This window comes from Paenibacillus bovis (genome assembly GCF_001421015.2).
Classification (GTDB): Bacteria; Bacillota; Bacilli; order Paenibacillales; family Paenibacillaceae; genus Saccharibacillus; species Saccharibacillus bovis.
Map to the genome: position 1 here is coordinate 150,372 of NZ_CP013023.1, position 14,147 is coordinate 164,518.

At 49.6% G+C, this 14,147-nt stretch carries 13 protein-coding genes; 7 read left to right on the plus strand and 6 right to left on the minus strand.

The features are described 5' to 3' along the window. Window positions 1-289 precede the first annotated feature (289 nt). From AR543_RS00650 to AR543_RS00665, 4 genes are all read left to right on the plus strand, one after another. Window positions 290-2,590: an AraC family transcriptional regulator gene (locus AR543_RS00650; protein WP_227871805.1), complete on the plus strand. Its 2,301-nt coding sequence runs from the start codon at window positions 290-292 to the stop codon at window positions 2,588-2,590. A gap of 315 nt (window positions 2,591-2,905) precedes the next feature. Continuing rightward, window positions 2,906-3,937, plus strand: coding sequence for a tripartite tricarboxylate transporter substrate binding protein (locus AR543_RS00655; protein WP_227871806.1), 1,032 nt, complete (start codon window positions 2,906-2,908; stop codon window positions 3,935-3,937). Window positions 3,938-3,983: 46 nt separating this feature from the next. Continuing rightward, window positions 3,984-5,006: a 2-keto-3-deoxygluconate transporter gene (gene kdgT / locus AR543_RS00660; RefSeq protein WP_060530902.1), complete on the plus strand. Its 1,023-nt coding sequence runs from the start codon at window positions 3,984-3,986 to the stop codon at window positions 5,004-5,006. 370 nt (window positions 5,007-5,376) lie between these two features. Next, window positions 5,377-6,090, plus strand: coding sequence for an NPP1 family protein (locus AR543_RS00665; protein ID WP_087071292.1), 714 nt, complete (start codon window positions 5,377-5,379; stop codon window positions 6,088-6,090). An 88-nt stretch (window positions 6,091-6,178) separates the two neighbouring features. Here AR543_RS00665 and AR543_RS00670 read toward each other — a convergent pair whose 3' ends face one another. From AR543_RS00670 to cidR, 4 genes are all read right to left on the minus strand, one after another. Next, window positions 6,179-7,090, minus strand: coding sequence for a DUF4179 domain-containing protein (locus AR543_RS00670; RefSeq protein ID WP_060530906.1), 912 nt, complete (start codon window positions 7,088-7,090; stop codon window positions 6,179-6,181). A gap of 182 nt (window positions 7,091-7,272) precedes the next feature. Then, the gene (locus tag AR543_RS00675; RefSeq protein WP_060530908.1) at window positions 7,273-8,451 is read right to left on the minus strand and encodes a DUF5643 domain-containing protein; all 1,179 of its coding nucleotides are present in this window, start codon (window positions 8,449-8,451) and stop codon (window positions 7,273-7,275) included. Continuing rightward, window positions 8,438-8,977, minus strand: coding sequence for an RNA polymerase sigma factor (locus AR543_RS00680; protein WP_060530910.1), 540 nt, complete (start codon window positions 8,975-8,977; stop codon window positions 8,438-8,440). The genes AR543_RS00675 and AR543_RS00680 overlap by 14 nt, the downstream gene beginning before the upstream one ends. 454 nt (window positions 8,978-9,431) lie before the next feature. Next, window positions 9,432-10,319: a cidABC operon transcriptional activator CidR gene (gene cidR / locus AR543_RS00685; protein WP_174703722.1), complete on the minus strand. Its 888-nt coding sequence runs from the start codon at window positions 10,317-10,319 to the stop codon at window positions 9,432-9,434. A 136-nt stretch (window positions 10,320-10,455) separates the two neighbouring features. Between cidR and AR543_RS00690 the strand changes: the two genes are divergently transcribed. The 3 genes from AR543_RS00690 to AR543_RS00700 all read left to right on the plus strand — a co-directional run bounded on the left by AR543_RS00690 (window position 10,456) and on the right by AR543_RS00700 (window position 12,362). Then, entirely contained in the window at window positions 10,456-10,827 is a 372-nt protein-coding gene (locus AR543_RS00690) for a CidA/LrgA family protein (RefSeq protein WP_060530913.1), read from the plus strand. Then, window positions 10,824-11,504: a CidB/LrgB family autolysis modulator gene (locus AR543_RS00695; RefSeq protein ID WP_046227575.1), complete on the plus strand. Its 681-nt coding sequence runs from the start codon at window positions 10,824-10,826 to the stop codon at window positions 11,502-11,504. Before AR543_RS00690 ends, AR543_RS00695 begins: the two co-directional genes overlap by 4 nt. A 378-nt stretch (window positions 11,505-11,882) precedes the next feature. Then, window positions 11,883-12,362 (plus strand): AbrB/MazE/SpoVT family DNA-binding domain-containing protein, encoded by a 480-nt coding sequence (locus tag AR543_RS00700; RefSeq protein WP_060530915.1) that lies wholly within the window; start codon window positions 11,883-11,885, stop codon window positions 12,360-12,362. A 178-nt stretch (window positions 12,363-12,540) separates the two neighbouring features. On the opposite strand, the gene AR543_RS00705 is transcribed toward AR543_RS00700, so the two are convergent. Continuing rightward, window positions 12,541-13,329: a DUF2087 domain-containing protein gene (locus tag AR543_RS00705; RefSeq protein ID WP_060530917.1), complete on the minus strand. Its 789-nt coding sequence runs from the start codon at window positions 13,327-13,329 to the stop codon at window positions 12,541-12,543. Window positions 13,330-13,506: 177 nt separating this feature from the next. Further along, complete coding sequence (locus tag AR543_RS00710) at window positions 13,507-13,986, minus strand: DUF6530 family protein (RefSeq protein ID WP_060530919.1); 480 nt, start codon at window positions 13,984-13,986, stop codon at window positions 13,507-13,509. Window positions 13,987-14,147 lie beyond the last annotated feature (161 nt).

Here is a 14,147-nt window from a genome sequence, read left to right on the forward strand (position 1 = left end):
TTGCCTGTCCTTTGTATATCTGCTGTTCGACCATGCTATTGGTTTCTTATATAATAGCAAAAGATGGATAATATGGAATTGCACTTATCTGTTTCGTTGAGCCTGCGAATAACCTCTCCATCTGCTGTCGGCTGGCTGTTTATCGGAGCAGAATGTAGCAAATCATACGGAATAAAGACTGCAATCCATATACAATTGTAAGCACAACTTCAAAAATGTAAGCGTAATCTTAAATGAACAGAAAACATTTTGATATATACCATAGCAGCGGAATCCCGCTCTATCACCGGTGAATTCAGGAAAGGATGAAGACAGACGCATGCTGCGACTTCGATTAAAGTTCCTGCTGCAAAATAAACAGACACGGCTCATTCTGCTGCTGACTCTTTGTCTGTCACTGCTTATTACCGCTATTGGATTGTTCTCCTACTCCCGCTATCGGCAGGAGCTGGACAGTGAGCTGAATACGCCCAATATCGAGCTGCTGCAAATCAATCTCGATGTCACCAATCGTGCGTTCCGCGAATCGGACAACAAGGCGGTAGATGCTTCTTTTCAGCCTGATGTACTGGAGTATATCAGGCAAGGTGCCAACGCCGATCCTGCGCTTGTCTCCAGGGTACAGCAGTATCTACATACAGTATCCGCCGGGCGCGATATTCAGTCTATCGATATTATCCGGTTCGATGATCACAGTCTAATTTCCAGTACAGCGGGCTACCATACCTGGCAAAATGCGCCTGACCGTACATGGACCGGCTGGATTGAACACATACATAACAAACCGCTGCTGATCGAGCGCAGGTGGCAGGGTACTGACCGGGAGCAGGGAGAGACCGAGCTATTGTCACTTTCCCGCCCTGTACGCACAGGCAATCAGGTAACCGGTGCTGTATTGGTCAATTTGGATTATGATCGCTTTTTCTCTAATTTCTATATTCATCTGTCCAGCTCCCAGTATGTCTATGATCTGGATGGCAGGCTGATTTATCCCAAGCTGGATCGCTCTGTTCCTGCAGCCGGGATGCAGAAGGTGCTGGACGAGCTTGGCGTACAGCCGTATGCCTATGTACAACTGAATGGACAGAGCTATATGGCAAACCAGACCTTTTCGGATGTAACCGGTTGGCGGCTCGTCTCCCTTGTGCCGACCGAACAGCTGCTCAAAAATGTAAAGCTGGCCCGCAATATGATGCTGCTGCTTTCGCTGATCTCGATTCTGATCGGCTGCGCCGCCATCTACTCGTACAGCTATGCGGCATTTCGACCGCTGCGGCGGATCAATCGGCTGCTGCATCCCGAAGATCCGGACAGCCGGCAGTCTCTGTATGATCTGGAGCCGGTGATTGGCAAGCTGGTTGGCGATTTCCATAGCAAGGCACTGGTCGCCGAACGCAGCCTGCCGGAGCTGCGGATCAAATATGTGCAGGATGTGCTGCACCGCAGTATCGGTCCGCAGGAAATGAACAGCAAGTGGGAGCAATATTTTCAGGATTGGCAGCCAGGGCCACTGCTTATCCTGATTATCTCTATCGACCGGTATGATACCTGGGCGGCCTCCTATTCCGAATCAGACCGGATGCTGTTAAAGTATGCGCTGCATAATATGATGGCCGAGATCCTGGAGCCGCACTGGCGAACAGCAGGCATAACCGGAGAACAGGATCGGCTGATCTGGATGGTACAACCCCGTCTGGCACAGGATCACGACGAACGCCGGATACAGCTGCACCAGGATCTACAGCGCATGATGACAATAGCCAGCGAACATTTGCGATTATCCCTGTCTGCCGGGGTAGGCAGCGAGATGATGCATATCTCCGAAGCGCCCCTGTCCTACCAGCAGGCTGATACCGCCTTATCCCGACGTCTGTACCAGGGGTACGGACAGATTCTCGAATATGATCACGCATCCAGTCCCGAATCCGCTGCATCACAGAATGATCCTCCTCTACCGGATGATCACTGGCGGCGCGAACTACTGCAATGCGTGGAGCAGGGAGACGCGGATACCGCACTTATCTGGCTGCGCCGCTGGTGTACAGCTGCCCGGGAGCAGGAATCATCTCCGTCTACGATTCGTCTGCTCATTCACCGGTCGCTGGAACAGCTGGTCGAGATGGCTGCCCAGCAGCATCTGTCTCTCCCACCGGAGATGGCCAATTATCATCAACATCTGCTGTCCACGATGAATCTGGATGATATCGAGGAGCTCATCACCCGGACACTAATCCATCTAACCGGTCAAATGGATATTCGGCGCGATTCCCGTGAGCATCTGCTGGTCGAGCGGATCAAGCAGTATATGCTGGAGCATCTAAGTGACAATATTGGTCTGCCGGATGTGGCAGAGTATGTACAGCTGAGTGTATCTTCTGTCAGTATGCTGTTCAAGGAACAGACCGGCAGTACTATTTATGATTATCTTACCCGGCTGCGGCTGGACCGAGCCTGTGAGCTGCTGCGGCATAGTAATCTGAAAATAGCTGATATCGCTGCCCAGGTCGGTTACCAGAACGAAAACAGCTTTATCCGAACCTTTCGCAAACACAAATCCATCACTCCCGGCAAATACCGCGAGCAGGGTTAACTGTCCTGCTTGCCGTACATCCAAAAAGGCAGGCTGTTCACGAAAATGAGCTGCTGGTACACGATATGCAGATCTGCCAGAACCTATGCAGATTCGCCAAAGCCGCGCTACTCCAAGATTTTTGCAGATCATAACGAGAATTAATCGATAGATGGCCCGCCTCCCCGTGCGCTAGACTGAACATGTAACAGACGGCACAATCCCAATCGCACATACGGAGGTGAGCAACCAATTCTGCATACAGGTTCTATCGATACGGACCAGGCCGATTCCGTACTTTTGATACGAGCCTGCAGCGAAGAGAGGAAGTTTACCGTGACTACTGACAATCACAGATGGCACCGCTGGAAAATGTACAGCAGCGCTGCTGCCGGATTGATCCTTGTTGTTGGACTGGTTACCTTTTTTACCGGGCACTGGTCTTCTGTCCCGTTCTATACCAAATCCACTGCCGATTATCCGGCTCATCCCATTACGCTGGTCGTCCCTTATGCAGCTGGTGGAGGTACGGATATTACAGCACGTGCGCTGGTCGAAGCTTCCCAGCCGTATCTCAGCCAGCCGATTACCGTCGTGAACCGAACCGGTGGTGGCGGCTCGATCGGTCTGATGGAAGGCGCCAATGCCCAGGCAGACGGCTATACGGTTACGTATTTGGTCGCCGAATTGACAACTCTGCCGCATATGGGTCTCTTGCCGATTACATATGAGCAGTTCAAGCCGATTATCCAGACCAATTATGATCCTTCTGCGATTACCGTACGAGCCGATGCGCCATGGCAGACTGCCGATGAATTTCTGAGCTATGCCCGAACCCATCCCGGTGAAGTGAAGATGGGCAATGCCGGTACAGGCAGTATCTGGCATCTGGCTGCCGCTTCGCTGGAGCAGGCTACTCATGTCACCTTTACCCATATCCCATATGAAGGTGCCGGACCGGCAGTATCCGCATTAATGAGCGGATTTGTCAATGCCGTACCGGTCAGCCCCGCCGAGGTCAAGACGTATGTCGATCAGGGCAAGCTACGTGTGCTTGCTATTAATGGCAGCGAGCGTTCACAGGCACTGCCGAATGTGCCAACCCTTCAGGAAGCAACCGGTTATGCTGTGAATTTCAGCGGCACCTGGCGCGGACTCGCTGTTCCGAAAGATACACCCGACGAGATTGTTCAAATACTTGCCGATGCCTTCACCCGAGGCGCCGAGCAGCAGGAATTCAGGCAGACGATGGCCGATCACGGATTGGGACTGTTGATCCGTGACCGTGATGGCTTCCGCCAGCAGCTGCAGCAGAGCCATGATCTGTACGCCAGGCTAATTCCCGAACTCGGTCTCAGCCGAAAATGAAAACGCTTTAGTGACAGGCCGGCAATCACGAGAGGATTGGATTTTGATGAATATCAAAAAAACGATTGATAAAATACCGGGCGGCATGATGCTGGTGCCGCTGTTTATCGGAGCACTCGTGCATACTTTCGCTCCTGATTCCGGAGAATATTTTGGTTCTTTTACCAAAGGACTGATGACCGGTACCGTGCCGATTCTCGCTGTATGGTTTTTCTGTATGGGTGCTTCGATTGATGTGCGCGCGACGGGTACCGTGCTGCGCAAGTCCGGTACTCTCGTACTGACCAAAATTGCGGTCGCCTGGGTCGTTGCGATGATTGCTGCCCAGTTCCTGCCAGCCGGAGGCGTGCAGACCGGGTTCTTTGCCGGCTTGTCCGTGCTCGCCCTGATCGCCGCGATGGATATGACCAATGGCGGTCTGTACGCTTCTATCATGCAGCAGTATGGCAGCAAGGAAGAAGCCGGAGCATTTGTACTGATGTCGCTTGAATCCGGTCCACTCGTCACGATGCTGATTCTCGGCAGTACCGGCCTGGCTGTGTTTGAACCGCATGCTTTTGTCGGTGCTGTACTTCCGTTTCTGGTCGGCTTCCTGCTTGGCAATCTGGATCATGATTTGCGCAGTTACTTTGGCAAAGCGACTCAGACGCTGATCCCGTTTTTCGGATTTGCCCTGGGCTGTACGATTGATCTGGGTGTGATCGCGCAGACCGGCATGCTCGGTATTCTGCTGGGAATAGCCGTTATTATTATCACCGGTATTCCGCTTATTCTCGCTGACCGGTTTATCGGCGGAGGCAATGGTACCGCAGGCCTCGCCGCCTCCAGTACAGCCGGCGCAGCAGTTGCCAACCCGGTCATCGTTGCCAGCATGAAGCCCGAATTTCTCCCGGCTGCACAGTCGGCTACCGCTCTCGTCGCCGCTTCGGTGATCGTCACGTCGATTCTTGTTCCTATTCTGACTGCCTATTGGTCCAAGCATATGAACAAGAAACGCCAGAGTACGGAGTCTGTATCTGCCGCAGACGAGAGGGAAATGAAGCTGCGAAGTGCCAAGGGGAATATTTAAATAATTCTTATAACAACGTGTTTTTAAGCATAATGTAATATGAAGCGGGTAAGATCCTATAAATAAAATTCTATTCATACCAAGCATTTTGCCACGTTCAAGCTTCATCTGGCCACTCTTGCGGAGCCTGCCTATTCAGCAGGCTTTTTGGTTGGTTTATTACTGTAGAGACTGGCTGCCGGATACTCCGTTGTATCTGCCAATCAGCCATTTATTATTTCTGTTCCATATTTGCGTAAACTTCTGTAAACAACCTTAATTTGATATTTTACTCTCTTTATATTCATATAGACACGTATTCTTCCAATCTGGATAATAATTCCTGGAAATAGAAATGGAGGGAATACATATGAAAAAAACATTTGGTAAAATGATTCTGTCTGCTGCGCTGACTGCTTCTGCTTTCTCTGCGGTCATGCCTGCTCCCGCTGCCCATGCTGCTGTAATCAATCATGATGCAGTGGTTGGCTTCAGCGAAGTAACCCCGGTCAGCGCTTCCCAAAAAGCTGCCAAGACTTTTCAACCTTATCTGAAAGTGTACAATGGCAGTGTTCCGTTCCCGGCTGTCGATGCACAGGGCAACACAGGCGGCGGATTGGAACCGACCGGCTCTCCCAGCGGACAAAGCAGTAAAAGTCCCGGCCAAGTGTATGTTCGTTCCGCATGGTACAACGGCTCATGGGCGATGATGTATTCCTGGTATTTCCCCAAGGATGAATCTTCTCCGGGTCTTGGTCACCGGCACGACTGGGAATGTATCGTCGTCTGGCTGGATAATCCAGAGGCAGCACAGCCTACTATCCAGTCGATCGCCTACTCCCAGCATGGCGGCTTCAAGCAGGCTGCACCGACCAGCAGCAATACCAGCGACAAGCACCCCTTGATTGGCTACAAAAGTGTCTGGCCGCTCAACCATGCACTGTACAGCGTGACCGATATGGGCGGCGCGCAACCATTGATCAGCTGGGAAGACATGACTCCGGCAGCCCGGAGTGTGCTGAATACAACTGATTTTGGCAAAGCCAATGTTCCTTTCAAGGACGCCAATTTTACCAGTAATCTGCAAAAGGCATGGTATAAATAACTGACTACTTTTATCACAGCCTACTTCTGTCACAGCATGCAATAAAGAGCCTTTGCGTTAGCAAAGACTCTTTTCTTTCTTTCCAAAATCAAGGCTGTACCGGAATTGTAAAGTTCAGTTCTGGCAGATAGACTCTTTTCTCTGTTTTGCTGTCTCCATAATAAGGCTTGAACTTGACGGTACGTGCGCCTTTGGAAATCTCTTCGCTCATCAGGGACACGGTGTAATGAATCGTTTTGCCGTCTGCCCCCAATTCGCCGCCGCCGATACTTTTCCATGTCTTGCCTTTGCTATCGATCGCTTCAAAGCCCAGCCATTGATCATTGCCGCCTTTTGTCTGGTAGGCAGAAGACCATTCGGTGCTGATCAGCATCGGGGAATAATTCACCTGCTCCAGTGTAACATTATGCTTTTTGGAGGTTTTACTTTTGCCATACTCTACTGTAGTTCCTTTGCCGATCTGCTCTGCTTTCACCGTATAATCAAAAGCCAGCGGCTTCTCCATGCTGCCAGTAATCAGGCGGATATGCAGTTCTTCTCCGGCAGGCAGTGATTTCAGCGACAGGCTGCCTGTCTCGAATACACCGGTTTTCTGTACCGGACTGGCCAGTGTCATCACTTCATTCAACAGATTGCTGTCCTTGTAAGTAACGCTATCCAGCGCAGCCTGCTCCAGTGTCTTGAGGGAATTTGCTTTGTATTCGATATGCAGATGGCCATCGACCAGCACAGCACGTGTAATGGTTAATGTCTGATTGCCATGTTTGACGCTCTGATTGATGAGAGGTGCAGCTGCGAGTAGTTGGGCCTGGTTCGGATTCGAGCTGGCTGCAGATTGCGCCTTGATCACGACCGGATGCTGTACCGGTGCAGCTTTGGCCTGCATGATGTATCCGGAACTGAGTGTCACGCCGCCTACCATTGCCGCTGCTGCCAATCCCCATGCACTGCGTTTCAGAATGTCTTTCCATGTGTTGTTGCCTGATGTATTGTTATTCATTATTAGTTCCTCCTGTATGGTTGTTTTTGTGATGTTACAACCGTTAGAGCATCCTCTCCTGCCAAAGGTTACCGGATTGATCAAATTCTTTTTGGATCTGGATTCCTTGACCAACAAAAAAGCCGCTCCCGAAGGAACGGCTTGCTCACGATCTTGTTATTCATAGCACGGACGATATGTCTTTACTGGGTAGCCGGAATCGTAAAATTCAGATCCGGAAGGAACTTTCGTTGTCCAGCAGTGGCATCATCGTAATAAGGCTTAATCGTAATCGTACGGGCAGAAGGTGTAATCTCTCCATCCATAAAGGATACCTGATATTGGATCCGGTCGCCCTTCTCATTCAACTCTCCTCCGCCGATACTTTTCCACGCATGTCCCTGATCGTCTTCCGCTTCAAAGCCGAGCCACTGGTCATTATTCGCTTCCGGACGATAGGCTGATGATAATTCAACACTGACCATCAGTGGCGTATACAGCACCTTGTCCAGTGCCAGGGTATGGCCTGTCGGCTTGGCAGAATGAGTCTCTTCTACCTGCATCACCTTGCCTTTGCCAATCTGTCCAGCTGGAATCCGGAAAATAAAACGATGGGGATCATTGGGATCAGCTGAAGCCTTCACACCAGCACCTGCTGTACTGAGCTGAAGTTCTATCCATGCATTATCCGGAAGCGTATCCGGGAGCTTCACATCCTTGGCTTCGAAAACACCGGTCTGTTTGACCGGGTTGCCCAGTGTCATAATGCTATTCGCATGTTCACGGCCTTCATAACGGATCGATTCCAGCGAGACTTTTTCCAGCACGTCCAGCCGGTTCGCTTTGTACTCAATCTGCATATCCCCGCCGATCAGCGCCGCTCGAGTCAGCGTAACCGACTCCTTGCCATGGGTGATCGTCTGGTTAATCTCTGGTGCTGCTGCCGCCGGATTGGGTGTTGGTATATTCTGCTCCGGATCGGTCGGTGTATGTTCAGGCTGTATCCAGCTGCCGAGTACCGGTACATTGCCCAGCGACCAGCCTGTGCTGCCACCCCAGCCGGAGGCGAAGATCAGCACAGCTGCCGCTGCTCCAATCCCTGTATACCACCAGCGATTCGCCGTGGCGCGTTTACCTACACGCTGGCTGCGGTCTGTATCGGTTATACGATCTGCTGGCTGGTCTGTGCGGCTCTCCAGTGTACTATCCATCGTCTGCACAGGCACTTGCTCTGTTGTCTGCTCCGGCTGTGCTGCCGGCATATCCATATCCTGTAGTTTGGCATACGTCTGTTCCAGCCGAGTACGGGATTGATCACTCAGCGGACGATCCTGCCTTTGCTTTTCTGTATTCAGCATACGATCCAGCTCATCTGGTCTCATATCGGGTTCCCCTTCCCGGCTCATCGCTGAGCCAGTCCATTAATGTTTTGCGCGCCCGGTGCAGCCGGGTTTTGACTGCTTCTGCCGATAGTTCCAGCACATCTGCAATCTGCTGGATCGGCATATCCTGAAAATAATGCATTGCGATTACAAGCCGCTGCGGTTCAGGCAGCTGATATACCGCCTGCTGTACGTCGATTCGCTCGTATTCATCCGTCCGCGCAGGCAGATTGCTCCATTCATCCGTCACGACGACCCGAGCACCTTTGCGTGCGATATTATGGCATTCATTGATCAGAATCCGGAAGATCCAGGTCTGGAAATAATTCGGTTCACGCAGCGTGTGTATATTGCGAAATGCTTTAAGCATCGTCTCCTGTACAGCGTCATCGCATTCATCATCACTTCTCAGCATGGATCGGGCCATCCGGTACAGCGGCCTTTCCATATCACGCATAAGCCGGATAAACGCGTCTTTCTCCCCGCTGCGGGCAGCGAGTACGTCTTCCTTTTGGGTATATGTCATATCGGCTATCCTCTCTCGATCTGCTCTTCATCGGTTTCGTCTCGAAAATCCGGTGCAGGCAAGATTTCTTTTACGGTAGTCTGCCCCGAGGGCAGCTTGAATACCCGTTAGACTATCCAGCCCGGCGAAAGGTTACAGCGATGATTCAATAACTGCTATACGGTTCGATCATTGCTATACCGATCCCTTCTATAATAGAAGAAGCAGATACGATACCCAATATCAAAAGTAAAAAAACAACCTGTCCATCACCTGTAAATCATGTGACTTACGCTATTTTTTGTCGGAATTGCCAGACTGTATGCAGCATACCAACACTGTCTCTAGATCACGATACAACAAAAAAGGATGCGCCTGTGCAGGTGCATCCTTTTTATATGGCGATTCAACAAGTATCTATAATAGTCGATGACCCGATAATACGCGTAAATATCAGCATCCCACCGAGATTAATCTATCTCGTCTCCATCATCTCCCGCGTAAATCGCAGCCACTCTCTCGCGGCAAACGACAGATACCGCTCCCGATGCCAGATAATGCCCAGATGCCACGGAATCGACGGCTGTATATTAGGGATAATGCGCACATTGCGCTGGTTGATCTGATTGCAGATTGTATCCGGCAGCAGTGCGACACCGAGTCCGGCTCCCACCATCTCGCTGATCAGATCCCACTGGGAACTCTCATAAATAATTCGCGGCTGAAATCCTACCCGGATACAGGCCTCGATGATTCGCCCATGCAGCGTAAAATCCTCGCGGAAAATAATAAAAAAGTCCTCGGCCAGCTCGCTCATCTGCACTTCACTACGTTCGGCCAGAGGATGATTGTTCGGCACGATCAGATTCAGTTTCTCCTCGGTAAAAGAGAAGTATTCCAGCACATTCTCGGTAACGGGCAGCACAGTCACTCCGATATCCAGCGATCCATTGACCACATCACTTTCTACCTTTTTGCCGCCATCTTCGAACAGCTGGATCGTCACATTTGGATACATCTGATGAAAGCGGCCGATAATTTGCGGAAAAAAGCGTGATCCGATCATCGGTGGCAGACCGATACGCAGATGACCGCTCTCCAGATTGCGCAGATCATCCAGCTGCGAGGAAAGGCTGTGAAATGATTTCACGATATTCTGCGCCTGCTGCTCAATCACTTTACCTGCATCGGTGAGCTCTACAGAGCGCCCAACCCGGTTGAATAGTGGCGCTCCCAATTCTTCCTCCAGGGAACGGATCGTTTTGCTGATGGTAGGCTGGGTGATGAACAGTGCTTCCGCTGCTTTGGTGAAGCTTCCCAGACGGGCCACTTCTATAAAATACTGCAAATGACGAATATCCAAGTCCACGCCTCCTATAGCCAAATGGAATACATTTCATGCCATATATGAATTTTACCTATGAAAGAAACAGATGTAAACTTTCATATATACGAAAGCTGTATATGAAAATGTTACAAATGAAAGAAGGATATCTTCTATGAAAAATATAGGGAAAGGCATTTTGCAGGTTGCTGTTCTGATGGCCTTCTCCGAGCTGCTCAACTGGTTGGCTGACTGGCTGCATCTGCCGGTCCCCGGCAGTATTATCGGTATCGCGCTGCTGTTCATCCTGCTGCAATCCGGTGTCATCAAAGTGGAATGGATCGACCTCGGAGCCAGCTGGCTGCTTGCCGAGCTGCTGCTGTTCTTTATCCCCTCGGCGGTCGGTGTGATGAATTACATACCGATGCTGGAGCAGGACGGCGTCCGCATTATTGCTATCGTGATCTGTAGTACGATTCTTGTCATGGTCAGTTCGGGACTGCTGGCCGCTATTATGTCCAAACGAAAGGAGCGTCACGCGAAATGAATTCCATTCTATTCCTGCTTGCTACATTAATCGTCTATATGGGAGCCAAAAAGCTGTATCGCCGTTTCCCACGGGTGTATCTGTCTCCGCTGCTGACGACTCCGCTCGTGCTGGTCATCGTTCTGCTGAGTATGCACGTTCCATATACTCACTATAACGAAGGCGGACAATGGCTGTCCCGACTGCTGCAGCCAGCGACAATCGCTTTTGCTGTACCGCTATACAAAAATCTCAAAACCCTGCGCAAGCATGCAGTCGAGATTGTCGCCAGCGTACTGTTCGGTTCGATCGTCGCTGTCAGCTCTTCGGCGCTGCTGGCCCGGCTGATGCATCTGAACCATGACCTGATGGGCAGCATTATCCCGCGCTCGATCACTACGCCTATTGCGATGAATGTATCGCAGGCGATTGGCGGCGTACCAACCATTACCGCTATTTTCGTAATTATCACCGGACTGATCGGTAGTATGATCGGACCTTATATCGTCAAATGGCTGCGGATCGAGGGCGAGATTGCCCGTGGTATTCTGTTCGGTACCGCTGCTCATGGTACAGGAACGTCCAAAGCTTTTGAACTGAGCTCACTGACCGGTACCATTTCCAGTATTTCGATGATATTGTCTGCGTTATTTACACTTGCTGCCACACCGATTTTAGCGTTAATTATGCTGCCCTGATCACGGGCAGCTTTTTTTGTATATTACATACATAACCTGATGCCGAATCGCTTGATACCTAAGATTTAATATTCTTATTATACATAATTATGAATTTTTATTCTAAATAACAAAAATTAAGCATCTGAGCTACAACTGCTATTTATGTCCAAAATTAGCAAATAGGCATAGTAATTATTAGGAGATATTGCCGAAAACATCGCAAATTCCTCATTTTCCCTCTTCATTCAAACGCATATATTTGGACTTTTTCGGTTATATTTATACATGAACATTTGCCAAAGATGAATTTGGTGCTAATATTGTTGTATATTTATATAAAGGATCTGACAGTCTGATTCTATTACATCCAAACTGACCAAGCGGAGGATCTTTATTATGAAAAAAACCGGCATGGTACGCCAATTAGACAGTCTGGGAAGAATAGTGATTCCCAAAGAAATCCGGGATACCATGGAAATTGGTATCAGTGACCCTATGGAATTTTTTATTACCGAAAAAGAAATTATTTTCCGCAAGCACAAAGGCATCCAGTGTATTTTCTGCGGCAGCTTTGACGACCTTGTATATTACAAGGATCAATTCATCTGTGGCAGCTGTGCTGAACAAATGGGCGATGAATCTATGCATACCCCGCTGAACGAGATGACCGAGTCTCCTGCAGCCCAGCGTAGTCTTCATTCCGCTCTGCGCAAATCGCGCAACAAACGCGGAGAAATGATGACCAAGGTCGAGTCTGCGATGCAGGAACACCCTGGCGCCACTCAGAATGAACTGGCCCGTATCCTGGGCATTTCCCAAAGCCGTGTGTGCCAGATTCAAAAAGAACTGCGTGCCGGCCATCATCACGAACTCTGATGATCCGGCTCCTGTCGGATATTTCACTTCGGCAAAAAACGGATTGAAAAGCGCCAACGCTCTCGGGTATCGACCCCAGAGCGTTGGCGCTTTTGCATGAATATGAGAATTCGATTTCGGCATCGCTAAATAGCTAAATGAAATTTCCGTTTATTTCATCTGTTTTCGGCATGCTGTTTTACTGTTTGACCCAGTATTCGCTGCCATCTTCCTTGCGGTCCATATACCCGTATTCGATCAGATAGCGCCGCAGTGTAACATAATCCGGATAAGCCTGCTCCAGCAGTTCATTGACCTGCTTTTCCGTATACACGGTTCCCGGCTCAAAGCGCTGCATCAGATGACGCATAATCACGATTTTGCGTTTTTCCCGGCGTGGAAATTCGGACAATGGACCGTCCAGGCCTTCTGGAAAATACTGCTTGAGCAGCGATTCATTCTCCTGCTCGGTAATCGCATAGCGTTCATCCAGCATCGTCGCTGTCCGGTGAATCGGTATAAAAGGCGATGGCTCCTGCTGCTGTTCCTCCAGCAGCTCCATCACTGCCAGAAAGACACGGGCCTGCTTGGCTTTTTCGCGCAGAGCAAACCGGTGATTACGGATTGTTGATTTGCTGCCGCCTGCTTTGGCTACAATCTCGGTATCACTTTGTCCTTCGTAAAAGTCCTGTACCAGACTGCTCTGCAGCTCAGTCAGACCCGTCCACTTTTTATCCAGGGTCAGCAGATAGTGGAACATTGAGCCATGCTGGCGGCGGATATGCATCTGCATGTATCGCTCGGCTTCATAGAACGATCCATCCTCCGCATAGATCTGTCCTTTCTCAAATACCTCACCATCGATCAGACAAATAAAGCCGCCAAACGGCCCTGCATGAGGGTCTTCGATATATCCCTTTTTGAGTTCCTCCAGCGAAGCTTCCCAGAAGCGCTCCGACAACTCTCCGGTCTTTTTCACTTTGTTCATATTCCTGTTCCCTTCCTGGCTCTCCAGCGTACTTCCTTTATACTTCAAACAAATAATCCGTGTATCTATTCATTTCTTAGACATTATATAAATAGATAGGATGTTATTCAATCTATCCTTTTATTCCTTAGCGTATAAAGGTGGCTCTGTTCGGGAATAGCCTGTCATGCTGGTGACTCAGTGTCCCAGCTCGTTCAGCAGCCGCGAGAGGATTCGTAGACGCTCTCCAATCAGATGACCCTGATCTTCGAGAGCCTGCTGAAAGGTCTGAATATGCTGTTCGATATCTTCATGGTCGCCAGTGAATCCTACAGACAATGCAGCTCCCTGCAAAGGAATACGGTCAAATACCGGATGCTCGGGATCATAAAGACATTCCTGCCGGTAACCTTCCTGAAAATAATCAATAGACCGACACAGCAAAATAGCTGCATCCAGAATCCGGTGAATCGGCCACACGGACTCCGAATCCCCCTCCTGTCCCACTTCACCTTTACTTACCTGTGCTACAACCTCTACTCTGCGATCCTGCGGTAGCTCTTGCAGTCCCAGCGATAATTCTCTCACCTCCTGCCGATAGGCTCGCTGTCCATCCACCTGCGTGTAATCTGCTGCTGCCATTACCGGCTGATAGTTTGAATGATTTGTACGATTCATTTGTTTCTCCTTTCTTCCTGCGGGAAGGTTTTTTTATGACTAATCTATTTTTGTCTATTAAATATATAGATAATATAATTTATATCTAATTATAAATCAAACAATTTATTCATACGTTTAGTTTAAATGTAGATAAAAGCAAAAAAATACCCGATCACAGC

What these genes read in the sequence shown, in the direction of transcription:
- AR543_RS00675 (WP_060530908.1), bottom strand. Translation starts at nt 8,451, where the DNA reads ATGAGACCAGATGAGCTGGATCGTATGCTGAATACAGAAAAGCAAAGG.
- kdgT (WP_060530902.1), top strand. Translation starts at nt 3,984, where the DNA reads ATGAATATCAAAAAAACGATTGATAAAATACCGGGCGGCATGATGCTG.
- AR543_RS00700 (WP_060530915.1), top strand. Translation starts at nt 11,883, where the DNA reads ATGAAAAAAACCGGCATGGTACGCCAATTAGACAGTCTGGGAAGAATA.
- AR543_RS00695 (WP_046227575.1), top strand. Translation starts at nt 10,824, where the DNA reads ATGAATTCCATTCTATTCCTGCTTGCTACATTAATCGTCTATATGGGA.
- AR543_RS00665 (WP_087071292.1), top strand. Translation starts at nt 5,377, where the DNA reads ATGATTCTGTCTGCTGCGCTGACTGCTTCTGCTTTCTCTGCGGTCATG.
- AR543_RS00710 (WP_060530919.1), bottom strand. Translation starts at nt 13,986, where the DNA reads ATGAATCGTACAAATCATTCAAACTATCAGCCGGTAATGGCAGCAGCA.
- AR543_RS00690 (WP_060530913.1), top strand. Translation starts at nt 10,456, where the DNA reads ATGAAAAATATAGGGAAAGGCATTTTGCAGGTTGCTGTTCTGATGGCC.
- AR543_RS00680 (WP_060530910.1), bottom strand. Translation starts at nt 8,977, where the DNA reads ATGACATATACCCAAAAGGAAGACGTACTCGCTGCCCGCAGCGGGGAG.
- AR543_RS00670 (WP_060530906.1), bottom strand. Translation starts at nt 7,090, where the DNA reads ATGAATAACAATACATCAGGCAACAACACATGGAAAGACATTCTGAAA.
- AR543_RS00705 (WP_060530917.1), bottom strand. Translation starts at nt 13,329, where the DNA reads ATGAACAAAGTGAAAAAGACCGGAGAGTTGTCGGAGCGCTTCTGGGAA.